Annotated in this window: 23 protein-coding genes; 8 read left to right on the top strand and 15 right to left on the bottom strand. The window is 41.5% G+C overall.

Going from position 1 to position 25,644, the window contains the following annotated elements:
* Positions 1 to 698: 698 nt before the first annotated feature.
* Positions 699 to 1,850: an A/G-specific adenine glycosylase gene (mutY, locus tag ACYVQ1_RS07200; RefSeq protein ID WP_461250275.1), complete on the top strand. Its 1,152-nt coding sequence runs from the start codon at positions 699 to 701 to the stop codon at positions 1,848 to 1,850.
* Positions 1,851 to 1,993: 143 nt separating this feature from the next.
* Here mutY and ACYVQ1_RS07205 read toward each other — a convergent pair whose 3' ends face one another.
* From ACYVQ1_RS07205 to polA, 3 genes are all read right to left on the bottom strand, one after another.
* The gene (locus tag ACYVQ1_RS07205; protein WP_229040619.1) at positions 1,994 to 2,194 is read right to left on the bottom strand and encodes a Blp family class II bacteriocin; all 201 of its coding nucleotides are present in this window, start codon (positions 2,192 to 2,194) and stop codon (positions 1,994 to 1,996) included.
* A 269-nt stretch (positions 2,195 to 2,463) separates the two neighbouring features.
* On the bottom strand, positions 2,464 to 3,564 hold the full coding sequence (locus ACYVQ1_RS07210; RefSeq protein ID WP_461250276.1) for a DUF6287 domain-containing protein: 1,101 nt from the start codon (positions 3,562 to 3,564) through the stop codon (positions 2,464 to 2,466).
* Between the two features lie 415 nt (positions 3,565 to 3,979).
* A complete protein-coding gene (polA, locus tag ACYVQ1_RS07215) occupies positions 3,980 to 6,619 on the bottom strand; it encodes a DNA polymerase I (protein ID WP_461250277.1) in 2,640 nt (879 codons plus the stop codon).
* 212 nt (positions 6,620 to 6,831) lie between these two features.
* Between polA and ACYVQ1_RS07220 the strand changes: the two genes are divergently transcribed.
* Positions 6,832 to 9,180 (top strand): endonuclease MutS2, encoded by a 2,349-nt coding sequence (locus tag ACYVQ1_RS07220; protein ID WP_461250278.1) that lies wholly within the window; start codon positions 6,832 to 6,834, stop codon positions 9,178 to 9,180.
* A gap of 101 nt (positions 9,181 to 9,281) precedes the next feature.
* Here the strand turns inward: ACYVQ1_RS07220 and ACYVQ1_RS07225 are convergent, their stop codons facing one another.
* Both ACYVQ1_RS07225 and ACYVQ1_RS07230 read right to left on the bottom strand, forming a co-directional pair.
* Positions 9,282 to 9,824, bottom strand: coding sequence for a CvpA family protein (locus tag ACYVQ1_RS07225; protein WP_461250279.1), 543 nt, complete (start codon positions 9,822 to 9,824; stop codon positions 9,282 to 9,284).
* Positions 9,821 to 10,138 (bottom strand): hypothetical protein, encoded by a 318-nt coding sequence (locus ACYVQ1_RS07230; protein ID WP_461250280.1) that lies wholly within the window; start codon positions 10,136 to 10,138, stop codon positions 9,821 to 9,823. The genes ACYVQ1_RS07225 and ACYVQ1_RS07230 overlap by 4 nt, the downstream gene beginning before the upstream one ends.
* Before the next feature lie 316 nt (positions 10,139 to 10,454).
* Between ACYVQ1_RS07230 and rnhC the strand changes: the two genes are divergently transcribed.
* From rnhC to recD2, 3 genes are read left to right on the top strand one after another with little or no spacing between them, the layout of a single operon-like run.
* Positions 10,455 to 11,345 carry a ribonuclease HIII gene (gene rnhC, locus ACYVQ1_RS07235; protein WP_461250281.1) on the top strand — a complete coding sequence of 297 codons (891 nt, stop codon included), beginning with the start codon at positions 10,455 to 10,457 and terminating at the stop codon, positions 11,343 to 11,345.
* Positions 11,346 to 11,363: 18 nt separating this feature from the next.
* Positions 11,364 to 11,987 (top strand): signal peptidase I, encoded by a 624-nt coding sequence (gene lepB, locus ACYVQ1_RS07240; RefSeq protein ID WP_013991198.1) that lies wholly within the window; start codon positions 11,364 to 11,366, stop codon positions 11,985 to 11,987.
* A 60-nt stretch (positions 11,988 to 12,047) separates the two neighbouring features.
* The gene (gene recD2, locus ACYVQ1_RS07245) at positions 12,048 to 14,552 is read left to right on the top strand and encodes an SF1B family DNA helicase RecD2 (RefSeq protein WP_461250282.1); all 2,505 of its coding nucleotides are present in this window, start codon (positions 12,048 to 12,050) and stop codon (positions 14,550 to 14,552) included.
* Between the two features lie 51 nt (positions 14,553 to 14,603).
* Here the strand turns inward: recD2 and ACYVQ1_RS07250 are convergent, their stop codons facing one another.
* The 5 genes from ACYVQ1_RS07250 to tsaB are packed head-to-tail and all read right to left on the bottom strand — an operon-like array spanning position 14,604 to position 17,775.
* Positions 14,604 to 14,930: an AzlD domain-containing protein gene (locus tag ACYVQ1_RS07250; protein WP_461250283.1), complete on the bottom strand. Its 327-nt coding sequence runs from the start codon at positions 14,928 to 14,930 to the stop codon at positions 14,604 to 14,606.
* Positions 14,917 to 15,609 carry an AzlC family ABC transporter permease gene (locus ACYVQ1_RS07255; protein WP_461250284.1) on the bottom strand — a complete coding sequence of 231 codons (693 nt, stop codon included), beginning with the start codon at positions 15,607 to 15,609 and terminating at the stop codon, positions 14,917 to 14,919. The genes ACYVQ1_RS07250 and ACYVQ1_RS07255 overlap by 14 nt, the downstream gene beginning before the upstream one ends.
* A gap of 51 nt (positions 15,610 to 15,660) precedes the next feature.
* Entirely contained in the window at positions 15,661 to 16,674 is a 1,014-nt protein-coding gene (gene tsaD / locus ACYVQ1_RS07260; protein WP_037599075.1) for a tRNA (adenosine(37)-N6)-threonylcarbamoyltransferase complex transferase subunit TsaD, read from the bottom strand.
* A complete protein-coding gene (rimI, locus tag ACYVQ1_RS07265) occupies positions 16,674 to 17,129 on the bottom strand; it encodes a ribosomal protein S18-alanine N-acetyltransferase (RefSeq protein WP_461250285.1) in 456 nt (151 codons plus the stop codon). The genes tsaD and rimI overlap by 1 nt, the downstream gene beginning before the upstream one ends.
* Positions 17,089 to 17,775 (bottom strand): tRNA (adenosine(37)-N6)-threonylcarbamoyltransferase complex dimerization subunit type 1 TsaB, encoded by a 687-nt coding sequence (gene tsaB, locus ACYVQ1_RS07270; RefSeq protein WP_461250286.1) that lies wholly within the window; start codon positions 17,773 to 17,775, stop codon positions 17,089 to 17,091. The genes rimI and tsaB overlap by 41 nt, the downstream gene beginning before the upstream one ends.
* Before the next feature lie 260 nt (positions 17,776 to 18,035).
* Here tsaB and ACYVQ1_RS07275 point away from each other — a divergent pair, with 260 nt between their 5' ends.
* Together ACYVQ1_RS07275 and rnjA are read left to right on the top strand one after the other, a co-directional pair.
* Positions 18,036 to 18,266 carry a DNA-dependent RNA polymerase subunit epsilon gene (locus ACYVQ1_RS07275; RefSeq protein ID WP_002884752.1) on the top strand — a complete coding sequence of 77 codons (231 nt, stop codon included), beginning with the start codon at positions 18,036 to 18,038 and terminating at the stop codon, positions 18,264 to 18,266.
* Between the two features lie 4 nt (positions 18,267 to 18,270).
* Entirely contained in the window at positions 18,271 to 19,953 is a 1,683-nt protein-coding gene (gene rnjA / locus ACYVQ1_RS07280; RefSeq protein ID WP_002884294.1) for a ribonuclease J1, read from the top strand.
* A gap of 100 nt (positions 19,954 to 20,053) precedes the next feature.
* On the opposite strand, the gene ACYVQ1_RS07285 is transcribed toward rnjA, so the two are convergent.
* From ACYVQ1_RS07285 to ACYVQ1_RS07305, 5 genes are all read right to left on the bottom strand, one after another.
* The gene (locus ACYVQ1_RS07285) at positions 20,054 to 20,686 is read right to left on the bottom strand and encodes a CHAP domain-containing protein (RefSeq protein ID WP_008535629.1); all 633 of its coding nucleotides are present in this window, start codon (positions 20,684 to 20,686) and stop codon (positions 20,054 to 20,056) included.
* A gap of 186 nt (positions 20,687 to 20,872) precedes the next feature.
* Positions 20,873 to 22,216, bottom strand: coding sequence for a type I glutamate--ammonia ligase (gene glnA / locus ACYVQ1_RS07290; RefSeq protein WP_002884322.1), 1,344 nt, complete (start codon positions 22,214 to 22,216; stop codon positions 20,873 to 20,875).
* Positions 22,217 to 22,264: 48 nt separating this feature from the next.
* A complete protein-coding gene (locus ACYVQ1_RS07295) occupies positions 22,265 to 22,639 on the bottom strand; it encodes a MerR family transcriptional regulator (protein WP_008535631.1) in 375 nt (124 codons plus the stop codon).
* A 173-nt stretch (positions 22,640 to 22,812) separates the two neighbouring features.
* Positions 22,813 to 23,316: an FUSC family protein gene (locus ACYVQ1_RS07300; protein ID WP_037602725.1), complete on the bottom strand. Its 504-nt coding sequence runs from the start codon at positions 23,314 to 23,316 to the stop codon at positions 22,813 to 22,815.
* Between the two features lie 188 nt (positions 23,317 to 23,504).
* A complete protein-coding gene (locus tag ACYVQ1_RS07305; protein ID WP_002884739.1) occupies positions 23,505 to 24,704 on the bottom strand; it encodes a phosphoglycerate kinase in 1,200 nt (399 codons plus the stop codon).
* Positions 24,705 to 24,845: 141 nt separating this feature from the next.
* On the opposite strand from ACYVQ1_RS07305, the gene ACYVQ1_RS07310 reads away from it, so the two are divergent.
* Entirely contained in the window at positions 24,846 to 25,550 is a 705-nt protein-coding gene (locus tag ACYVQ1_RS07310; protein ID WP_461250287.1) for a hypothetical protein, read from the top strand.
* The last annotated feature ends 94 nt before the right edge of the window (positions 25,551 to 25,644 follow it).

Below are 25,644 nucleotides of genomic sequence, written 5' to 3' on the forward strand. Positions count from 1 at the left end.
TTTGGCATTGGTATCACTCCTTAAGCTATTTTACGCAACAGCTTAAGTGTCTCCATTTTTATACCTACTAACATTTCTCATGAGCTTTACCTCACTTTTTGACGTTAATCTTGAGTTTAGCTTTCGATTTCTGGTGGTATCACTCCCTTGTAGCTATTTTATGCAACATTATTAATCGCCGTTTTTATACCTACTCATATTTTTCATGAACTCACCTCGTTCATCTTAAGAATATAGGATTTACGTTTCGTATGGCATGGGTATCACTCCTTAGGCTATTTTACGCAACAACCTATGTGTCTCCATTTTTATACCTACTAACATTTCTCATGAGCTTTACCTCACTTTTCTTAAGTTAACAGATTTGAGTTTGGCTTTCGACTTCTGGTGGTATCACTCCCTTGTAGCTATTTTATGCGACTGAATTAATCTCCGTTCTTGTAACGCCCTACTGTCATGCGGTTACGCTCCTCAGAGATGATTGGTAAAGTTATTTGTTTTGCCTACTGTTTTGTTTAGAGATCTTAGTCTCCGTTTTTGTACCTTGAAATATTTACTCTCACCATGGCTCTTACCTCCTTGATGAATCCTTATCTTCTTTACACTTTTAGTATAATGTAAACGCTTACTTTTGTCAATCCTTTTGTCAGAAAAACGCATAATTTTTTGAAAAAAGATTTCTTTGCTACAATAGAGACATGTTAGATTTAAAAGAATACGGCATTGTCATGTGGGATGCTGAGAAAATCGCGTCCTTTCGTCGCACCCTCCTGGACTGGTACGATCGAGAGAAACGAGACCTCCCCTGGCGTAGGACTAGAAACCCATACTATATCTGGGTCAGTGAAATCATGCTACAACAAACTCAGGTTCAGACTGTTATTCCCTATTACGAGCGCTTTTTAGACTGGTTCCCAACAGTTAAGGATTTGGCCGAAGCTCCAGAAGAGAAGCTTCTCAAAGCTTGGGAGGGACTAGGTTACTATTCACGTGTCCGAAACATGCAAAAGGCTGCGCAACAAATCATGGATGACTTTGATGGCCAGTTTCCAGATACTTATGAAAATATTGCCAAACTCAAGGGCATCGGACCCTATACTGCTGGTGCTATTTCTAGCATCGCTTTTGGGCTCCCAGAACCTGCTGTTGATGGTAACGTTATGCGGGTTATGGCTCGTCTCTTTGAGGTTAACTACGATATCGGAGACGCCAAAAATCGTAAGATTTTCCAAGCGATTATGGACATTTTGATTGACCCTGACCGTCCAGGTGACTTTAACCAGGCGCTTATGGACCTTGGGACTGATATCGAATCAGCTAAAAATCCAAGACCCGACGAAAGCCCTATTCGCTTTTTCTGTGCAGCCTATCTCAATGGAACCTATGACAAATACCCCATCAAATTGCCTAAGAAAAAGCCTAAACCTATGCAAATTCAGGCTTTTATTATCAGAAATCCAAAGGGTGAATTTCTGCTCGAAAAAAATATCGAGGGACGTCTGCTAGGTGGTTTCTGGTCCTTCCCTATCATGGAAACAGACTTTATTGGCCAACAACTCAGCCTTTTTGAAAAGGATGATTGTATTCTCGAGACAGTCTCTCAAAAAGCTGTTTTTGAGAAAGATTATTCCCTCAAACCAGAGTGGTCTAGCAATAATTTTGCACCCGTAAAGCATACCTTCAGCCACCAAAAATGGACCATCGAAATGGTGGAAGGCAGCGTTAATGACGACAAACTCACTTCCGATAAGGAGCTACGCTGGGTGGCTAGTCAAGACTTTGACCAGTTCCCAATGGCCACACCACAGAAGAAGATGATTAAAACTTATGAAGACAGTAAAAAAGGATAGCATTGAGTGCTACCCTTTTTCTTATGCATCAAGTTTATCGTGCTTACGGCCTCGCAAAGCAAGGTATACTTTTGAAAGAACTACTCCCAAAATGATATAAAACAATTCCAAATAAGTCACATTTTTTGACATCAAAAATTCAATCATACCCAACACAACGCTCCGTAACTTACTGCTCCTCCAGCTAATCCCAACAAGGCTCCTCCTGGGCCACTAGTGATAAGACCCGTGATACTTGTTCCGAGGGCAGCCTTAGCTGCATTGTTCCAACTACATCCACCACCTACAACCACTGATAATTCCTCATGCGTCAATACTTGTTGTGTCATTTCTAATGTTTTCAATATATCTTCTCCTTATAATATTATTTTTTCTATTTATGATAATTGTGAGTTGCAAATCTCTTAGTATCCTCACTAACCACTAAGAGATATCCTAGAATTAACTGTTTACTCTATCTCCTTTCATTTTAAAGACAACCGTCGCTAGCTCTCAGTTATATCCTTAAGTTATGTTTTTATTATAGGCAAGATTACTAACAAAAAATAGTGACATAAATGTCACTATGGGAAACAAAAAAAGCCGAAACGTTTAAGTTTCAGCTTGGAAATTATTAATCGACTTTATAGAAGAAGTAACTGTCGTCTGTGGTGCCATAAAGTGACTGCCCACCCCAGATACGATCCTTACTTTTATCTGACTGATCGTCTACTTTCTCATTAGGTGATGATGTTATCTCCCCAGTCAGAGATACTCCTTTAGGTAAGAATGCCATTGCTCCTCCAGCAACACCAACACCAGATTTCGGACTAGTACCTGATTTAAGGTAGCCATCCGTAACCTTTGAATATTCAATCCCTACTCTTTCTGTGTCACTAACCAACCCATTCTTGTCAAAAATCAGTGTCATCCCTTTACCATTCTTCCAAGTTCCAGCGATGCTTGAGAAATCACCATTCTGAATAGCATTGATGTCCATACCAGTCTCTTTATTTGACTTGCTGTCGCTGGTACTTTCTTCTGTATCGTCACTACTTGAGTCGTCAAAGTCATACCAGTCTTCGGAAGACAAATCAAGAGTCTGAGCGTCACCGAGACCAACCTTACTTGCACCGTCTGTTGTCTCAGACATACTGAAATCAACTGATTGAAGTTGGTTAAAGGTGCCATCCTTGATTTCATAGGTCTCAGCCTTGGCCTCAGGTCTCATACGTTGGAAGAGTTGGCAGTAAATCGTACCATCTTTATAAAATTTCATGGTACTCAAGTAACCACCCTTGGCAAAGGTCCCAGCACTTTTGGCAAATACAGGCTTATCATCATTATCAAGATAATATAGCGCATGAACACTGTCAGGAGTCCCAATCAAAAGTTCAGCTGAGCCATCATCGTTGATATCTACATAGCTATATTGCACGTTTTCTCCTGCTCTTTTAGCATCAAAAAGGGTGCTAGTCGCATAAGCTTCGTCAGACGAAAGATCACCTGGAACAGCTGATGTATCGCCGTTCAAAGCAATGGGACGATAGAGGTCCAAGACCGAAGCATAGAGCTCATCGTAGCTCACTTCCTCGGTTTCGGACGAATCACCACTCACTTGCTCAGACTTAGAAGCACTGTCGCCTGAGCCTGAACTACCCGTATTTGTTGCGTTACAAGCCGTTAACAAAAACAAACTTGATAAGAGCGCAAACCCTGTTAATTTCTTTTTCATAACTATCCTTTCATAAGAAACGACCTAATAAAAACATTAAATCATTTAAATATCTCTGACATTATGTTAACAATTGTATGATTGATAAGTCAAGTATTTTTTGAAAAATTAATTTATATCCATTCATCAAGAACACTTATATAATCATAGCTTTCACTATGATCCAACAATCCCATCCTCAATCAAATTAGAGTTTTGATTAAAATATCTAGATATTAATTAGTGATTATTTTTACAATTACAAATATCTGCATCAAAAAAGCCAGACCTCAGTCCAGCTTTCATCTGTCTATTTCTACTTGGTCATAAAGTAGGTGATAATCACCAATACTGCTACAATACCTAGGATAACAGCCAGAAATCCTAGCATGTAACGCAAGAGAAAATAGGTAAATGGAAAATTTTCTTTCATGTTTTACTTTGCCTCATACCATGTACGGCCGTCATTCTCATCTGCAATGAGTGGGACAGCGAGTTCGACTGCAGCTTCCATGGTTTCTTTAACCAAGGCTTTCATCGCTACAAGTTCATCGTTTGGCACCTCAAGGACGATTTCATCGTGCACTTGGAGGAGCATCTTAGTTTTATAGCCACCTTCTACCAAAGCCTTGTCTAAGTTAATCATAGCAATCTTGAGGATATCAGCAGCACTTCCCTGAATAGGCGAGTTGATGGCTGTACGCTCTGCGAAGTTGCGAACATTAAAGTTACGAGAATTGATATCTGGCAACTCACGACGGCGATGGAAGAGAGTTTCTACATATCCTTTATCCTTGGCCTCACGGACCACATTATCCATATAGGCCTTGATACCAGGATAACGCTCAAAGTAGGTATCGATATACTCCTTGGCCTTCTTACGGCTAATGCCAAGGTTGTTAGAAAGGCCGAAGTCAGAAATGCCATAAACGATACCGAAGTTAACAGCCTTGGCGTTACGACGGTCGTTAGGTGTGACATCCTCTGGCTTTTCAATACCAAAGACACGCATGGCTGTAGAGGTATGGATATCTGCCCCCTCTTTAAAGGCTGCAATCAAATGCTCATCTCCCGAAATGTGGGCCAACACGCGCAACTCAATCTGTGAGTAATCCGAGCTTAAAAGCACTGCGTCCTCAGTCGATGGGACAAAAGCCTTACGGATGAGACGACCTTGCTCCAAGCGAACAGGGATATTTTGCAAGTTAGGATCAACTGATGACAGACGCCCTGTCTGTGTTAAATCTTGCACGTAACGGGTATGGATCTTGCCATCCTCAAGGATATAATCCTGAAGCCCCAAGACATAGGTAGACTGAAGCTTGGTGATTTGGCGGTACTCCAAAATCTTAGCTACGATTGGAGCAATTGGTGCCAAACGTTCAAGGACATCCACAGCCGTTGAATAACCTGTCTTGGTTTTTTTAGTGTATTCCAAAGGCAGTCCCATTTTTTCAAAGAGGATGACACCCAACTGTTTAGGCGAGTTGATATTGAACTCTTCACCAGCCATCTCGTAAATGTCTTGGGTCAATTTGTCAATTACTACTTGGTTTTCCACTGCCATCTCGTTAAGGGTTTGTCCCTTAACCTTAATACCAGCGATTTCCATCTTAGCTAGCACATTTGCCAGTGGTAACTCCATATCAAAGAGAAGCTCTGATTGGCCGTGTTCAGCCAATTTTTCAAGCATGACAGGTTTAGCTACCTGAAGGACCTTGACTTTTTTAGCTAGGTGGCTGAGCAAGACCTCTGTTTCAGGAACGGCACGTTTAGCCCCTTTACCATAGACCACTTCATCTGTTTCAAGCGGCAAGTCTGTATAGAGACGGGCAATGGTTGACAATTCATTGTCCTCAACGGTTGAGAGGAGATACTTGGCCAGACGGGCATCAAAATTAGCCGTAGGCAAGTCAATACCTAGATGACTCAAAAGGACCTTACTACGCTTGAAATCGTAGATATTAACAGCCTTAGAAAGAGCTGCCTGGAAGGCGTCTGATTTGAGTAGGTCAGTATCTGTAGACGCATAAATCTGCTTGTCGTTACCCCATGCAAAACCGATGATAGGCTCAGTGTGATAATTCTCACCAAGGATTTCAAAATAAAAGAAATCGTCAGGGCTGAAGTGATCCGCTGTTACTTGGCTAGGCTCTGTATAGGCTACATCAAAATCTTGTGGCACAGCCTCTCCACCAAGGGCATTTTTGAACTGAACAAAGCCCATCTCGTCATAAAAGGCTGCCAATTTTTCAAGGTCAGGTCCCGTAAAGGCCGTATCATCTAGGCCAATTTCAATAGGAGACTGGGTATCAATAGTCGCCAGGGTCTTAGAAAGGAAGGCTTGTTCCTTGTCATTGATGAGATTTTCCTTCATTTTGGACTTCTTCATCTCATCAATATGGTCATAGATACCTTCAAGGGAACCGTGTTCCAAGAGGAGCTTGAGACCAGTCTTTTCACCAATCTTAGTAACCCCTGGAATATTATCGGACTTATCACCCATGAGGGCCTTGAGGTCGATGAATTGCGCTGGAGTAATCCCCATTTTCTCCATGAGGTAGTCAGGTGTGAAGGCTTCAAACTCGGCTACACCTTTTTTCGAAATCTCAACGACTGTATTTTCGTCAGTCAGCTGAATCAAGTCTTTATCCCCAGAAACAACTGTGATTTGGTAGTCCTCACTGGTATTTTCAGCCATCTTAGCTAAGGTACCGATAATGTCATCTGCCTCGTACTGAGCCAAGTCATAATAGGCGATGCCACGTGCAGCCAACATCTCACGGATATAAGGGAACTGCTCACGGAATTCCTCTGGAGTCTTGGCACGACCAGCCTTATAGTCCGCAAACATCTCTGTACGGAAAGTTGTTTTACCCGCATCAAAGGCTACCAAAACATGGGTCGGTTGGATACGCTCAAGCAGGTTGTCCAACATGAGGTGGAAACCGTAGATGGCATTGGTATGAAGGCCGTTATTGTTACGAAAACGGTCAATTTGATTATAGAGTGCGAAAAAGGCACGAAAGGCAACAGATGAACCGTCGATTAATAGTAATTTTTTCTGATTAGTCATAGGTTTATTATAGCATAGATGGGAGCATTGGTTTTAATTGAAAATCTCTTATTTTAAGGAAACTAGTTTACATAAAACTAGCTAAAAAATAAAAAGGCTACAGACAAAACTGTCCATCAACAAACTTTAGACAAAATCAGTCAACAGTATTGTTCCAAGCATTTCCCACCTCCACCCCCCCCCCTATAGTCAAATGTGTTATAATAGGAGCTATGAACACAAAGATTTTAGACCAATTAGAATTTAACAAGGTCAAGGACCAGTTCACAGAATACCTGCAGACTGAACAGGCTCAGGCGGAGTTGCGTGACTTGGTGCCTATGGCCAATCCAGAAAGAATTCAAAATCAATTTACAGAAATTCAAGAAATGGCAGAGATTTTCGTAGAGCACCATGGCTTTGCCATTGGTAACTTGCGAGATATTTCTGAGCCCTTGCGTCGTTTGGAACTGGATGCTGACCTCAACATTCAGGAGCTCATTGCTATCAAGAAGGTGCTACAAGCTTCAGCTGACCTTGGTCGCTTTTACGCTGACCTTGAAAATGTAGAGCTCATCGCCCTTAAACGTCTTTTCGAAAAGATCGAAGCCTTTCCAAGTCTACAAGGCAGTCTTCAGAGCATCAATGACGGTGGTTTTATTGAGCATTTTGCTAGCCCAGAGTTGCAAAATATTCGTCGTCAACTTAAATCTTGTGATGATGCCATTCGCCAGACCTTGCAAGACATTCTCAAGAAATCTGGCCACATGTTGGCTGAGAGTTTGATTGCTAGTCGTAACGGTCGTTCGGTGCTTCCTGTCAAAAATACCTACCGTAACCGTATCGCAGGGGTTGTGCATGACATCTCAAGCTCTGGAAACACAGTATATATCGAGCCACGTGCCGTTATCCAGCTCAACGAAGAAATTACACAATTACGTGCAGACGAACGCCACGAGATGGCCCGTATCCTGCATGAATTGTCTAATCAACTGCGCCCACAAGCTGCTGCTATCGCTAACAACGCTTGGATTTTGGGCCACTTGGACTTCATTCGAGGAAAATACCTCTATCTCCATGATAAAAAAGCGGTTATTCCAAAAATTAGTGAGAATCAAACACTACAACTACTTAACGTTCGTCACCCTCTTTTGGTCAATCCTGTAGCCAACGATTTGCGCTTTGATGAGGACCTCACAGCCATTGTCATCACAGGTCCCAATACTGGTGGTAAAACGGTCATGCTTAAAACGCTAGGACTAGCACAACTAATGGCTCAATCTGGTCTGCCAATTTTGGCTGATAAGGGCAGTCGTGTCGCCATTTTCCAAGAGATTTTTGCGGACATCGGAGATGAACAGTCTATCGAACAGAGTTTGTCAACATTCTCTAGTCACATGACCCACATTGTCGAGATTCTGGACGCTGCCGACAGCAACAGTCTTGTCTTGGTCGATGAGCTTGGGGCTGGTACCGACCCTCAGGAAGGGGCTAGTCTAGCCATGGCAATCTTAGAGCACCTCCGTTTGAGCCAGATTAAGACCATGGCCACCACTCACTATCCTGAGCTTAAGGCCTATGGGATTGAGACGCAACATGTGGAAAATGCCAGCATGGAGTTTGACACAGCGACTTTAAGCCCTACCTATCGTTTTATGCAAGGGGTTCCTGGTCGTTCTAATGCCTTTGAAATTGCTCGACGCCTCGGTTTGAATGAGATTATTGTCAAGGAGGCAGAAAACCTCACGGATACTGATAGTGATGTCAACCGTATCATCGAGCAACTTGAGGCCCAAACTGTGGAAACACAAAAACGTCTGGAACACATCAAGGACGTGGAGCAAGAGAACCTTAAATTCAACCGTGCGGTCAAGAAACTCTATAACGAATTCTCCCATGAATACGACAAGGAACTCGAAAAGGCTCAAAAAGAAATTCAAGAGATGGTTGATACCGCTTTGGCTGAGAGCGATAGTATTCTCAAAAATCTCCACGATAAGAGTCAACTCAAACCTCATGAAGTTATCGACGCCAAAGGAAAACTCAAGAAACTTGCCCCACAAGTGGACCTCTCTAAAAATAAGGTCCTTCGTAAGGCTAAGAAAGAAAAGGCTGCGCGTGCCCCTCGTGTCGGAGATGATATCATCGTTACTGCCTATGGGCAACGTGGTACGCTCACCAGTCAAGCCAAAAATGGTAACTGGGAAGCTCAAGTGGGTCTCATCAAGATGACCCTCAAGGCAGACGAATTCACTCTGGTTCGTGCCCAAGCAGAAGCACAACAACCCAAGAAAAAACAGATCAATGTGGTCAAGAAAGCCAAGAAGGCATCTGGTGGGCCTCGTGCCCGTCTAGACCTTCGTGGGAAACGTTACGAAGAAGCCATGCAAGAGCTCGATGCCTTTATTGACCAAGCTCTACTTAACAACATGAGTCAGGTGGACATCATCCACGGTATTGGTACCGGTGTCATCCGTGATGCTGTTACCAAATATCTCCGTCACCACCGCCACGTTAAAAGTTTTGAATATGCCCCACAAAGTGCCGGTGGTTCCGGATGTACCATCGCAACCTTGGGTTAAAACTAATTAAGAGGGACTGAGACTATGTGTCCAGTCTTTTTTTGTGTGAATCCAATCCAAACACAAAAAAGTCTCCCTTAAGCAAGGAAGACTTCTATTTTCTATATCACACTTGTCCACAAGTGTTGGATAATCTGGCTAACTGGAAAATTCCAATTAATCAAAAGACGCAAAACCCAGCTAGATGACAAGACCGTTTGAATATTGTTTATGGGAACGGTCGCAAGGATATTCCCCAACATCGTCAAAGGTACTAGACTTACCAAGGAAGCCAAAACACCGCCTATCACTTGGAACCGTGTCTGGTCAAGACGCTCAATTCTCACAAAATGGAAGAAAATCCCAAGAAAGCGCAAACCATAATAAGCCACACAGTAAATGGCAAAATAGGCAACACCTGCATAATAGACACGGTCAAGTGAGAAGATGTTCTGATCTTTAAAGAAAGCTACACTGGCATCTTTGGTTGGATTAGTATAAGGTACCCAAAGATTGATAGCCTCTCCTAGCGACTTGTAAAAATAGGTCGCGACGCACATGGCGATAATGACTGAAGCCACGTAATAGGCTTGCATAAAGAGACCTCTTCGGTAGCCAATATAGAAATTCCAAGCCATGAGGGCTAAGACAAGGAGTCCAATCATGCGTCATCCTCATCGTCATCACTTTGAGCTGTCGCCTTGACCTTAAGTTGTTCGAGTTGCTTAGCTCTCAAAATTTCCAACTCTTTTTCCATATCTTCAACTTGGATTTCGCGTTCCAACTGAGTTGATAAAGAATTGATAGCCATTAGGATAGCAATCGTTTCATTGTCAGCATTTTTCATCTGCTCTTTGATAATTTTATATTTCTCGTGGGCAACACGCTCAACCTCTTCCATGAATAGGTTATCCTTATCAGTTGTTAGCGTGAGGTTCTTCTCTCCAAAACGAAATTTGTAACGGTTCTTATTTGCCATTTGCTTGTTAGCTGCCAATCAATGGTGGTCACGGATTCGCCACCGCAGCTTCTCCTTATTTTATTGCTTTTATATCGCCATGTTTTAGCAAGAATCAGACACTTACTCTGAGGCGTGTTCGACACTTAAATGCCAACCTATTTCTTCTAATTATGGAAAAAAGAGCAGGGTTAGGCATTCTCTTTCTAATCATTATATCCTAAATTTTAACTTTCGTAAATTTTAGACTTTGCACTTCTCTAGAAAAATAATTTTCAGGGATTCCGAGTCTGTAAAATATCTACCAATTCTCCTTTTTTGTGCTAAAATAGATTTCATGGGCACAATCGTATTAAAAATGACAGCAGAGCAGATTTCGACACTCCAGAAGGACCTAGCAAGCTATGCGACTGCGACTAAAAATCCTTATGCAAGTTTTTCAGCCAAGGTCGATGGAATAAGTGTCATCGCCTATACTTCAGGAAAGGTAACTTTCCAAGGTGCTAAGCCAGAAATCCTAGCTAGCCGTTTTGGATACCAAGCTGAACCTAAGCATTCACCTGATGGGCAAAACCTAGCCCTAATTGGATCAGACGAAGTCGGAAATGGCTCCTATTTTGGTGGTCTAGCTGTTGTAGCTAGTCTAGTTACCCCAGCTGACCATGCCTTTTTGAAATCTCTAGGAGTTGATGATTCTAAAAATCTTAACGATATCAAGATTCGTCAGATTGCACCTATGTTGGAGGAGAAAATTCTTCACAAGGCACTCCTTCTTTCGCCTAGAAAGTACAATGAAGTGGTTGGAGACGGTAAGAGTCATAATGCTGTGTCCGTTAAAGTAGCCCTCCATAATCAGGCTATCTTCCTATTGTTACAATCAGGTGCTAAACCAGATAAGATTGTCATTGATGCTTTTACCAGTGAGAAGAATTATCAAAAATACCTCAAGAACGAACGTAATCGCTTTGACTTCCCTATTACTTTAGAAGAAAAAGCCGAAGGTAAATACCTAGCTGTCGCGGTGAGCTCTATCATCGCCCGCAATCTCTTCCTGGAAAATCTGGATAAACTCAGCCAAGAAGTAGGTTATACTCTTCCTTCAGGTGCTGGTGCTAAGTCCGACCAGGTCGCAGCCAAGCTTCTTCAAGCCTACGGAGATCAGGCACTCCAAACTACTGCTAAATATCATTTCGCCAATACTAAAAAAGCCTACCAACGCTTAAAATAACCCTGAAAGGCCTTAACTATGAAAAACAAATGGACCCAATACTTTCTCATTTTCCTTCGTGAATGGGGACTCTTTATCCTCTTTATCACATTCTTCCTCTTGACTCGCCTCTTCCTCTGGCTTCCTGTTCAGGTTGACGGCCACTCAATGGATCCAACTCTCGCCAATAACCAGCGTGTTATTGTTTTGAAACACACGTCCATTGAACGCTTTGATATTGTCGTTGCCAAGGAGGTTGAAAATGGTAAGACGAAACAAATCGTAAAACGTGTCATTGGGATGCCAGGTGATACCATTACCTATCAAAACGATAAACTTACTGTCAACGGTAAAGAAGTCAAGGAAGAATACCTCAAAGAATTCCAGGCTGCCTTTGCCAAAGATAAGCTACAAAAAGAGTATGCATACCGCGATTACTTCCAACAACTAGCTAAAGAATCTAAGGCCTTCACTGTCAACGCGGACAAAAACACTACTTTCTCTGTCACTGTTCCTGAAGGCAAATATTTCCTACTTGGAGATAACCGTATCGTTTCAAAAGATAGCCGCGAAGTTGGTTACTTTGACAAGAGTGCTCTTGTAGGGGAAGTCAAATTCCGCTTCTGGCCACTTAATAAAATTGGTACCGTTGAAGACAACTAAAACCACTAAATAAGATAAGGTTGGGGAAACCCAGCCTTATTATGTATCTAGGAAAAACACATGCAAGAATTTTATTTTTCAGGAACTATCGAACGCGTCATTTTCGAAAACGCTAGTAATTTTTTTCGTATCTTACTCTTAGAGATTGACGAAACGGACAGTGATTTTGAAGACTACGAAATCATTGTCACAGGAACTATGGGGGATGTCATGGAGGGTGAAGACTATACCTTCTGGGGCCAACTAACCAATCACCCTAAATATGGGGAACAGCTACAAATGACCCGCTACGAGCGTTCAAAACCTTCGGCCAGCGGTCTTATCAAATATTTTGCCAGCGACAATTTCAAAGGAATCGGTAAGAAAACGGCCGAGCGTATTGTCGAAATTTACGGAGAAGACCCTATTGACAAGATTCTCGAGAATCCTAGCGAGTTAGAGCAGATTCCCAACCTCTCCAAGGTCAATCGAGAAGCCTTTGTTGCTAAGTTAAAAATCAATTATGGAGCCGAGCAAATCCTGTCCAAACTTTCTAGCTATGGACTCACACCAAAGGCCGCCTCACAAATTTTCAACCAATATAAGGAAGAGTCACTAAATCTTATTGAGGAACACCCTTATCTATTAGTAGAGGAGATTCAAGGAATCGGTTTTAAAATGGCTGACCAACTAGCTGAACGTCTTGGAATTGCTAGTGATGCTCCTGAGCGTTTACGAGCTGGCTTGATTCATTGTCTACTAGAAGCCAGTATGGAAGAAGGCGACACCTACATAGAAGCCAAAGCCTTGCTTGAACGGACCATCATTCTTTTGGAAGGTGCTCGTCCGATTGAACTTGACCCCGCCTTGGTCGCTAACCAATTAACCAATCTTATCCAAGAGGATAAGGTGCAAAATGTAGAGACTAAAATCTTTGATAATACCCTATATTTTGCGGAACAGGGCATTTATACCCACCTAACTCGTATCATGAAGGACAAACTTGATGTTAGCTCTGAAGACAAAATCTTAGACAGCCTTGAAGAGGTGGAAGAGGAGCTTGGTATTACTTATGATCAGGTTCAAAAAGATGCCATTTTCAAAGCCCTACAAAGCAAGGTCTTCATCCTGACAGGGGGTCCCGGAACAGGGAAAACCACTGTTATTAACGGCATTATTAAAACCTATGCTGACCTTCATGGCCTAGATCTCAAAAAGTCTGATTTACCTATTATTTTAGCAGCACCAACGGGACGGGCTGCTCGTCGGATGAACGAACTCACCCAACTCCCTAGCGCCACTATTCATAGACATTTAGGCCTCAATAGCGAGGACGATTTTAAGACCTTAGAGGATTATCTCGATTGCGATTTGATTATCATCGATGAGTTCTCTATGGTTGATACTTGGTTGGCCAATCAACTCTTTGAAAGTATCTCTGATTCAACCCAAGTTATCATTGTGGGTGACCAAGACCAACTACCTTCCGTAGGCCCTGGCCAAGTCTTGGCTGACCTTTTGCAGATTGATAACTTGCCTAAGGTTTCCCTAACCAAAATTTTCAGACAATCCGAGGATTCCACTATCGTTACCCTAGCTAGCCAGATGCGCCAAGGCCAACTACCCGCTGATTTCACAGAGAAAAAGGCTGACCGCTCTTACTTTGAGGCCAATGCCAACCACATTCCACAGATGGTTCCTAAAATCGTCTCTGCTGCGATAAAGAGTGGGATTGCAGCTCAGGATGTTCAGATTCTAGCCCCCATGTACCGAGGACAAGCTGGTATCAATAATCTCAATACCATTATGCAGGATTTACTTAATCCCAAAGAAAAAGCCAATCAGTTCGCCTTTAATGATATCTTCTTCCGCAAGAATGACAGGATTCTCCATCTGGTCAACGATACAGAACTCAATGTCTTCAATGGCGACATCGGAATCATTACTGATCTCATCCCTGGTAAATATACTGAAAGCAAGCAGGACGAAATTTACATGTCCTTCGACGGCAATGAGGTTATCTATCCTCGTAACGAATGGAATAAGATTACTCTGGCCTATGCTATGTCAATCCACAAATCCCAAGGAAGTGAGTTCCCAGTCGTTATCCTTCCCATCACACGCCAAAGTGGACGTATGCTACAACGTAACCTCATTTACACTGCAATCACACGTGCCAAGAGTAAACTGGTCATGCTAGGGGAAATCGCAGCCTTCGATTATGCTGTTCACAACGAGGGGGCTAAACGAAATACTTATCTCATCCAACGTTTTGAACAAACTTATACACAAGCTGTTGATAAGTCTGTCGAAAAGATTGTTAAAAACGAGGCAACAGACGCATCCAATCAAACCAAAAAGGAAAACAACGGATCCTCAGAACCCCTTGAAAACAAAGACATTTCGGGAAATCTAAATCCATCTCCAGCTCTTATTAACACTTATTCACAGCCTGTGGATAAGTCTGTTAACAAACCTGTGCAAACCGAAGAAAACTATCGTTTAACTGAAGATAATTGGTCAACTATAGATCCAATGATTGGTCTCAGTGAAGACGATATTGCTGCCTTTTTTAACAATAACTAAAAAAGACTTGGAAAGCGACTCACTAAGAGCAACTCCAAGTCTTTTCATTTACTAAAACACTAAACGAATCAGGGCCATAGACACTATACCGACGATTACTCCATAGAGCAAATTTTTGCTCTTAAATGCTACAATTACCGTTGGCACAGTAGCCAGTATTTCCATCCACTTAAACTGTGGCAAGTGACCAATCTTCTCAGTCGTGAGACTAGAGAGAATCAGAGCAAAGAGGATAGAAACTGGTAAGTAGTGCAAAAATCGAACAACGATATCTGGTAAGCCCTTGTATTTCACTAAAACAAAGGGGAGAACACGGGGCACCCAGCTAACCACAAACCCAAGTAGAATGGCAATGAGAATAAACTTATTGACGGCCATCACACATCACCCCCACACTACATCCAACTAAAGTAGCCACTAAAACAGCCAAAGATTCCGACAAGATGACACTAAAGCTCAGATAAGCCACAGCAATAGATAGTAAAATCAGGAATAGCTTACGCACGCCTTCACCTAACAAAGCATCTATCTGACTACTTAACAAACCTATAAACATGGCAATCAAGGCAAAATCCAAACCAAAAAGCTCAGGATTAGGAATCATGGAACCAATCAAACACCCAACAACTGATGATACAATCCAAACCAGATAGCTGAAAATATTGTTCCCATGCATCCAGTTCGCAGAAATATCTTTCTGATGCACATATTCTCCCAACAAGACACCATAACTTTCATCCGTAATCAGACTACCAATTCCCAGCTGATTCCAGAGGCTTGTTTTTGTAAAAATCGTCGTTGCATGTAAACTCATCAACATGTTACGCAAATTAACTAAGAAAACAGTCAAGGTTAACTCACCAAGGCCAGCTCCTGCAACTACTAAGGCACACATAGCAAACTGAGCCGAGCCACCATAGACCAAGGCACACATGAGGCCAACCTCAAGGGCCGATAGACCAGAAGCCGCCGCTACGACACCAAAGGCTAGGCCAATAGCCACATATCCTAGGGCTGTCGGTACTGCAGCTTTTACACCTAAACGAAAGTCAGACACACTCAATCCCTTTCTAAAGGAACCTCTTACCAGACTAGTAAGAGGTTCTTCTTATTCTTCAAATCCTGCAAAGGCAAGACTTGGTTTTGCATTCAAGTCCAACTCAGCAAAATGTTTCTGATCACATTCAATGGCAGCTGCTAGGGCAATCATGCCAGCATTATCACCACAGAGACGTAAAGGCGGAATAACCACATCTACATCCGTAATTTCTTCAGCCAAACGTTCACGTAAGCCCTGATTAGCTGCTACGCCACCAGCAACAACAAGTGTCTTGACAGGATAACGCTCCAAGGCTTTCTTAGTCTTAGCTAGGAGAATATCCAACACAGCAGCTTGGAAGGAAGCACAAAGGTCTTCTTTGACTAGAACTTCTCCCTTCTGTTCTGCATTGTGATGCAAATTGATGAAAGCTGACTTTAGGCCTGAAAATGAAAACTCCAAGTGGTCTTCCTTAATCATAGCGCGTGGAAAATCATAAACATCTTTCCCTTTATGAGCCAATTCATCAATTTCACGCCCAGCTGGGTAGGTCAAACCCATCACACGCCCGACCTTGTCATAGGCCTCACCAACTGCATCATCACGTGTCTCACCAACAATCTTGTAATTTCCCGGTTCTGACACATAAACCAACTCTGTGTGTCCCCCAGACACCAAAAGGGCTAGGAGGGGGTATTCCAACTCTTGCACCTCACGCGCTGCCATAAGATGCCCAGCCATATGATTAACTGGAATCAAAGGCAATCCATGTGCCCAAGCGAAGGCCTTAGCCGCTGCCATCCCGACCAAGAGCGCTCCGACCAAACCAGGACCATAGGTTACTGCTACAGCATCTAGTTGTTCAGCAGTAATGCCCGCCTCTGAAAGGGCATCCTTAATGCAAAGAGTCACCACTTCCACATGGTGACGACTAGCCACCTCAGGGACAACACCACCAAAACGTTTATGGCTTTCCACCTGACTGGCAATAATATTACTCAAAAGTTCCTTCTCATTTTTCAAAACGGCAACTGAAGTCTCGTCACACGAGCTCTCCACTGCCAAAATATATCTATCTGCCATTAGACTTCCTCTCGCCTCATGATAACTGCGTCTTCTTGAGGCTCATGATAATAATTTTTCCGAATTCCTAGACTTTCAAAACCAAATTTTTTATAAAGCGCCTGAGCGACTTGATTTGAAGTCCTCACTTCTAGAAATATAGGCTCACTACGATCTTCCAAATGCTTCATCAGCTGACTAGCATAACCACGCCCTTGATAAGCTTTTAAAACGGCGATATTGGTCACCTCGAGCTCACCCACCAAATTTTGAAGGGCTAAAAAACCAACAACTTCTTCCTGATCATAAACATAGAAATACTCTGTAGTATCCAAAGCCAAGTCTGCTACCACTTGTTCTTTCGTCCACGGAGACTTGTCATAAACATCCGACAAAATCTGATAAATCAGTTGGGCTTGCTCTTGGCTACTCAGTCTAGACGCGCTTGATGTAGTTGTCACGGTTAGTCTCCTCATGCGTCTTAAGCCAATTCTCCTCTGCCTCAACCCGCTTCAAGTAATGTGGAACAAAAGCATCCACATCAACAGAAGGCAAGGACAAGCCTAAAAGACCTATTAACTGAGCTGATGGAAGGTTAGACAAGATCGTTGCCTCTGGAAGACTTTCCTTAATCTGATCCGCAAAATGAGCTACTTCACCGACAAATGTCACCTTTTCATAAATTTTAGCTTGCTCAAGAACATCTGTAAAGGCAGCATGACGATCAGGGACGATAGCCTGACCATTTTCATAAAAACCAACGTAAACATTATTACGACGGGCATCCATAATAGGAATCACAACACCGTCAACCGAAAGGTTTGTCAGCGCCTGTAGACTTGAAACTCCCACTAAATCAATGTCAAGCGCATAGGCTAACGTCTTAGCTGTTGCGACAGCCACACGAAGCCCTGTGTAGGATCCAGGCCCCTGTGCAACCACAATACGTTCTAAATCAGACGGCTGCCAGCCTGCCTGAGCAACTAAAAAATCAATGGTGGGCATTAGACTAATACTGTGGTTCTTTTTTACTGTGACAGTTGTCTCTGCCACTAGTTTCTCATCTTCCAACAAGGCTACTGATAAAGCCGTGCTAGAAGTATCAAATGCTAATATTTTCATCTTTTTTCCTTGTTTCCTTTTATGCTTTTCTATTATAACACAAGTCACTGTTTCCCAGAAACGAACATTTTCCAACTTTTTCCGCCATTTTCTTTATCTAGCCCTTATCTTATGGTACAATAATAGTAATTGTTAAACGAATCAAGGCTACTAGCTATTACTCATAAAGTGAATATCATAACGTCAAGTAAATCATAGAAAGATTAACTTGACCGGTTTTTTTATAGAATGGCAGAGCCTTTTGGAAAGAAAGGAAAACCATGATTTATAAAGTCTTTTACCAAGAAACTAAAGAGCGTAATCCACGCCGTGAACAGACAAAATCACTCTACCTAGATATCGATGCAGAAACTGAACTTGAGGGACGTATCCAAGCTCGTCAAATCATCGAAAAAAACACTGCCTATAACATCGAATTCATCGAGCTCCTCTCAGAAAAAGCCCTTGAATACGAAAAAGAAACAGGCGTTTTTGAAGTAACGGAGTTCTAAGACCATGGCATCAAAAATCAATCTAAAACCTGAAGAAGTTGGGGTTTATGCGATTGGTGGTTTGGGGGAAATCGGTAAAAACACCTATGGTATTGAATACCAAGATGAGATTATCATCGTCGATGCGGGTATTAAATTCCCCGAAGACGATCTTCTCGGAATCGACTATGTCATCCCAGACTATTCTTACATCGTTGAAAACGTTGATCGTGTAAAGGCACTTGTCATTACCCACGGTCACGAAGACCATATTGGTGGGATTCCCTTCCTTCTTAAACAGGCAAATATCCCAATTTATGCAGGACCGCTTGCTCTTGCTCTTATCAAAGGAAAATTGGAAGAACACGGACTACTTCGTGACGCACAACTCTACGAAATTAATGCTAATACAGAGCTTACTTTCAAAAATATGAGCGTGACCTTCTTCCGCACTACTCACTCAATTCCAGAACCTCTCGGTATTGTCATCCATACACCTCAAGGTAAAATTGTGTGTACCGGTGACTTTAAGTTTGACTTCACCCCAGTAGGGGAACCAGCAGACCTTCACCGTATGGCTGCACTTGGTGAGGAAGGCGTTCTTTGCCTCCTCTCAGACTCAACCAATGCTGAAGTACCAACTTTTACTAATTCCGAGAAGGTTGTTGGCCAATCCATTATGAAAATTATTGAAGGCATCCACGGACGTATTATTTTCGCCTCATTTGCCTCAAACATTTTCCGTCTTCAACAAGCTGCCGAAGCCGCTGTAAAAACTGGCCGTAAGATTGTTGTCTTCGGACGTTCTATGGAAAAAGCCATTGTCAATGGGGTTGAACTAGGTTACATCAAGGTTCCAAAAGGGACTATCATTGATCCTAGTGAAATGAAAAACTACCACGCCAGTGAGATCCTCATCATGTGTACCGGTTCTCAAGGGGAGCCTATGGCGGCCCTTGCACGTATCGCCAATGGGATGCACCGCCAAGTGACACTACAACCTGGTGACACTGTCATCTTCTCATCTAGTCCTATTCCAGGGAACACCACTAGCGTTAACCGTCTGATTAATACCATTCAAGAAGCTGGCGTTGATGTTATCCACGGTAAAATCAACAATATCCATACCTCTGGACACGGTGGTCAACAAGAGCAAAAACTAATGCTTCGTTTGATCAAACCAAAATTCTTCATGCCTGTTCACGGTGAATACCGCATGCAGAAAGTCCACGCAGGTCTTGCTGTTGATTGTGGCGTTCCAAAAGATAATATCTTCATTATGGAAAATGGTGATGTCTTAGCCCTAACAAAAGACTCTGCTCGTCGTGCAGGTCACTTCAATGCCCAAGATATCTATGTTGATGGTAATGGTATTGGGGATATCGGAGCCGCGGTTCTTCGTGACCGTCGTGATCTTTCTGAAGATGGTGTCGTACTTGCCGTAGCTACTGTTGACTTCAAGTCTAAGATGATTCTAGCTGGTCCAGACATCCTCAGTCGTGGCTTCATCTATATGCGTGAATCTGGCGATCTTATCCGCGAAAGCCAACGCATTCTATTCAATGCTATTCGTATCGCTCTTAAGAATAAAGATGCTAGCATCCAATCTGTTAACGGAGCTATCGTCAATGCTTTACGCCCATTCCTATATGAAAAAACAGAACGTGAACCAATCATTATTCCAATGATTCTCACACCTGATAAATAAAAAAATGGTAGCCATCTAGCTACCATTTTTTAAGTTTAAATCCAGTCTGAGCACAACTCTTCCAGCAAGTAAAAAAGCGCTATAAGCGCTTCTTTTCGTTTTATGCACCTGGATAAATGTAAGATACTGAACCTGGTGTAGTAGAGTTTTGTGGATCAAACCAACCACGATAGTTATTGATTTGTTGCTGGTTGTTATAGTTTGACTCCAAGATTTGAATTTGACCATCTTGACCAACTTGTGTTACATAACCAACGTGACCATAACCACCATCAGTCCAACATACAATTGATCCTGTCACAGGTGTTGAACCTACAGCATAACCTTGGCTAGCAGCGCTTCCTGCCCAATCGCCACCATTACCCCACCAGTTACTTGCCCATGGAGCGACTTCCTTAACACCCCATGTACATTGACCAACTGGATAACGATTCCAAGTAGCATCTGAATCAGTAGCTGTTACCTCTGAAGAAGAAACTTCTGTTGTTTCTTCAACTGCCGTAGTAGCTCCTGAAACTTCCAAGCTTCCACCAGGAACAATTGTTGACCAAATAGTCATGCCATTTTCAGCTGCTAATTGATAAGGATCTACACCATACTGACTAGCAATCCCGAAGAATGAATCTCCATTTTGAACTGTATAAGTATCAGCATTAACTGTTTGTGCGACTGTAAGACCGAGCAATAATGCACTTGAGGCTGCTGCCAAAGCAGCTTTTTTTGTAGTTTTCATATTTCCCCCTGAATAAGATTAATATAAAATTAGTTTAACACTCTCATATTTTAATGCGATTAAGGGGGAATAAAGAAATATGACAAAAGAAAACAGCTCAGTTAAAACTACGTAATTTGTCCAAGAACTTAATAAATTTAGAAGAAAAAGAAAACCAGGCATAACCTGATTTTCAAATTTAATTCCTTAATAAATGTCCAAGTAGTTATCAATTTCCCATTGTGAAACAAAGGTAGCATAGCTTGCCCATTCCATACGTTTCGCATCAAGGAAGTTTGTATAGATATGATTACCCAAAGCTTGACGAACCACTTCATCTGTTTCCAATGCTTTAAGAGCGTTACGAAGTGTTGATGGCAAATCAATAATACCTGCTTCTTTACGTTCTTCAGGAGACATTGAGTAAATGTTTGTTTCAACTGGATCTGGAGCATCAATCTTGTTAATAATACCATCAAGACCAGCTTCCAAAAGAACAGCAAGTGCCAAGTACGGGTTTGCCATTGGGTCTACTGAACGCAATTCCAAACGTGTACCCATACCACGAGACGCAGGAACGCGGATCAATGGTGAACGGTTGCTACCTGCCCATGCAATATATACAGGAGCTTCATATCCAGGAACCAAACGTTTGTAAGAGTTAACTGTTGGGTTAATAATTGCAGTATAGTTATATGCATGTTTCATCAAACCACCAAGGAAGTAGTAAGCGTCTTGAGACAATTGCATACCACGTGGATCCTCTGGATCAAAGAATGCATTTCCTTCTTCAGTGAAGAGAGACATGTTACAGTGCATACCGCTACCAGCAATACCATATTTAGGTTTCGCCATAAATGTCGCATAAAGACCATGTTTACGAGCGATTGTCTTAACAACCAATTTGAAAATTTGGATATTATCACAAGCCTTCAAAACATCTGTATACTTGAAGTCGATTTCATGTTGACCAACCGCTACTTCATGGTGAGATGCCTCAACATCAAATCCCATTTCTGTCAACACATTAACGATTTCACGACGTGTGTTGTCTGCAAGGTCAGTTGGAGCAAGGTCAAAATAACCACCTTTATCGTTAACTTCAAGCGTAGGATTACCTTGCTCATCTAATTTGAAAAGGAAAAATTCTGGTTCTGGTCCAAGGTTAAATGATTTATAACCAACTTCTTCCATATGGCGCAAAGCTTTTTTCAAGTTACCACGAGGGTCACCAGCAAATGGTTCACCCGCAGAAGTATAGATATCACAAATAAGACCAGCTACTGCACCATTTTCATCGCCCCAAGGGAAAACTGTCCACGTATCAAGATCTGGGTAAAGATACATATCAGATTCGTTGATACGAACAAATCCCTCGATTGATGAACCATCAAACATAGCTTTATTTGAAAGTACCTTATCCAACTGTTCATCTGTCGCAGGAATTTCAACGTTTTTCATAACACCAAGGATATCAGAGAACATTAAACGCAAGAAAGTAACATTCTTCTCTTTGACTTCGCGACGAATATCAGCTGCTGTGATTGCCATAATAGGGGTCTCCTTTATAAAAACCAAAAATAAAAGTTCAAAGCGTAATTAGATACGCAAGTTACCAAATTGTTGTGACGGGGTCGTAAAACGGCCTTGCTGAAGGAGTTCATCATGCAAGATACGTCGAACGTCCGCATCTGTTAAAGCCACTTGTTTTTGTTGGGCACGAACTTCACGCTCTTCGTACTCATGTTTAATCGCTGCAATATTGTAACCATCATCCAAAAAATCTTTGATTTCCAATAAACGATCCATATCATTTAATGAGTACATCCGACGATTTCCAGCTGTACGTTCAGGTTGAATTAAACCTTGATCTTCATAGTAACGAATTTGACGAGCGGTTAAATCCGTCAACTTCATAACTGTTCCAATCGGAAAAACAGCTAGAGAACGCCTTAATTCTTTCTCTCTTGCCATGATCATCCTCCTTTCCTAACAATTATATTCTGAATATTTCTACATGTCAACAGTTTATGTCACTTTTTCTTACACAATAAGCAATTACCGAACATTACATTGTATATTCGCTCTAATTTAAGGATTTTATCGAAAAATCATAAAAAATAGAGTCCAATAGAACCCTATCATTCTTATTTTAAATGTTTAAGTAGCCAATCATAATCATAATTGACAAGGATTGCTATAAAGACTCCACAGAAAGTTTCAAAGACTCTAGCAATAACATAAGTAAAGGTATTATCAGGCGGAATAGACAAGGTAATAATCAAAAGTGCAGCCACCCCTCCAATAACACCAGAAGCATTATTAAAAGACACATTAATGACAATCGTTAACATTGTCAAAATTGGAACCAATAGCAAGGTCACCCAAACTGAATGATGAAACCACATATTCACAAAGTAAAATAATAGCGACAAAAGACCTCCAACCGTATTCGCAAAAATACGTGATTTACCAAACTGAATACTTCTATCAAAGTTTTCTCGAAGACTAAAGACTGCTGTCAAACAGCCAATCTGAAGCCCTTCCCAACCTAAAGCAGAAAAAAGACCTAAAACAAGAAAGACAGCAAGCCCCGTCTTAAGTGTACGCATACCAAACTTAAATTTTTTCGGTTCAAATTTCAATCCCATTTTACTATTTTAACATGATTATGAAGCTTTTGGCTACTTATACAGTATATTACTGCAAAGTTCAAACTAATAATCGCCAATTTTTAGAGTGAAACTTACTTTCCAATAATAGTTTTAGCCTCTATCAAACACTCAATGAGATGACACAAAAAAGAGTTGGTTTCCCAACTCTTATCATTCTAATAGACTTATTTATCAGTAAGTGCAGCCAATCCTGGAAGTTCTTTACCTTCAAGAAGTTCCATAGAAGCACCACCACCAGTAGAGATCCATGAGAACTTGTCTGCACGACCAAGGTTGATAGCTGCGGCAGCTGAATCACCACCACCGATGATCGATTTAACGCCTGGTTGTTTCACGATAGCGTCCATCACACCGATTGTACCAGCTTGGAAGTCTGGGTTTTCAAATACACCCATAGGACCGTTCCATACAACTGTTTTCGCACCAGTCAAGGCTTTATCGAATTCAGCAATTGATTTAGGACCGATATCCAAACCAAGGAAACCTGGGTCTACTGCTTCACCTTCAGTGTCTTTCACTTCAGTGTAGTCAGCAAATGCATTAGCTTCTTTTGAGTCAACTGGCAAGATCAATTTACCGTTTGATTTTTCAAGAAGAGCTTTAGCAACATCAAGTTTATCTTCTTCTACAAGTGAGTTACCGATTTCGATACCTTGTGCTTTGTAGAACGTGTAAGTCATACCACCACCGATAAGAACTTTATCAGCTTTTGCAAGAAGGTTTTCGATAACACCAATCTTATCAGATACTTTAGAACCACCAAGGATAGCTACGAATGGACGTTCTGGAGTTTCAACTGCTTCTTTGATGTAAGCAATTTCATTTTCAAGAAGGAAACCAGCAACAGCTTTGTCAACATTTGCTGAGATACCAACGTTAGATGCGTGTGCACGGTGAGCTGTACCGAATGCATCGTTTACGAAGATACCATCTCCAAGTGATGCCCAGTATTTACCAAGTTCAGGATCGTTTTTAGATTCTTTCTTACCATCAACATCTTCAAAACGAGTGTTTTCAACCAAGAGAACTTGTCCATCTTCAAGAGCGTTAACAGCTGCTTCCAATTCTGCACCACGTGTAACGCCTGGGATAAATTTAACGTCTTGACCCAATTTCGCAGCCAAGTCAGCAGCTACAGGAGCAAGTGATTTTCCTTCCTTATCAGCTTCTTCTTTTACACGTCCAAGGTGAGAGAAGAGGATTGCACGTCCGCCTTGTTCAAGAATGTACTTGATAGTTGGAAGAGCAGCAGTGATACGGTTATCGTTAGTGATCACGCCATCTTTTACAGGAACGTTGAAGTCAACACGAACGAGAACTTTTTTCCCTTTCAAGTCAACGTCTTTAACAGTCAATTTAGCCATTTGATCAGACTCCTTAATTTTTTAATACGTTTTCATTATATCACAAAATGCATAAAAGAGATAGCAAAATCAGAAGGATTTCTGGCTTATTGCCAGTATAAAACATTTAGCATATAATCGAAATAGAAAGGTTGAAAAGCTATGAAAAAACAACTAAACAATAGGCAGCAACAAGCTGACTATGATCTAAATGTAATCCTCATTCTTACCCTTGTTCCTCTTCTCCTCTTTCTTACTTTTAAACCAACTCTTTTTTCCTACACTAACCAAATCTCAGTACCACTATGGCTTCGATTAATCTTATTAGCCAGTTGTCAATTTGCCATTGCAGGCTTGGGAACCAGCACTGTTATGCTTTATCGTAAAGAATCTTTCAGATACTTTAGATTAATCACAAAAAATCTAGTTCCTACCCTTTTTCAATCTCTTCTTATAGCCTTACCACTTATCATATTGAAAGTAGTTACTCACCAGATTCATTCCTATCTACCTCTTCAATCAATACAATTAACAAAAGAAGTAATGATACAATCATTTCCTAGTAATATCCTAGCATACCTATTCATCTGTCTTATTTGGGGATTCTGGGAAGGATTTAACTATGTAGTCATCGCTGAAAAGATACGCATACGTTTTCCATCTCCTTACTCTTGGTTAGATAGTGGAGCAATAACTTGTGCGATTTTTTGCATTCTTATCCATGGAATCATTGGTTTTGATATCTATACCTTATTTGAAGCACTTACCGTTTTTATACTAATTTATGGTATGATAGCCATTCAAAAACACAATAAAAACTCCTGGGGTTGTGTCATGCTCTTTCTACTTATTTGGAATGCCTTCTAGCTTATTCATAAATCACAATACTACTGAGATTATAACAGCCAATTTGTACGGCTGTTTTATTATTTTGAGAAATAAAAAAAAGAGCCGAAGCTCT

This window comes from Streptococcus parasalivarius (genome assembly GCF_054785155.1).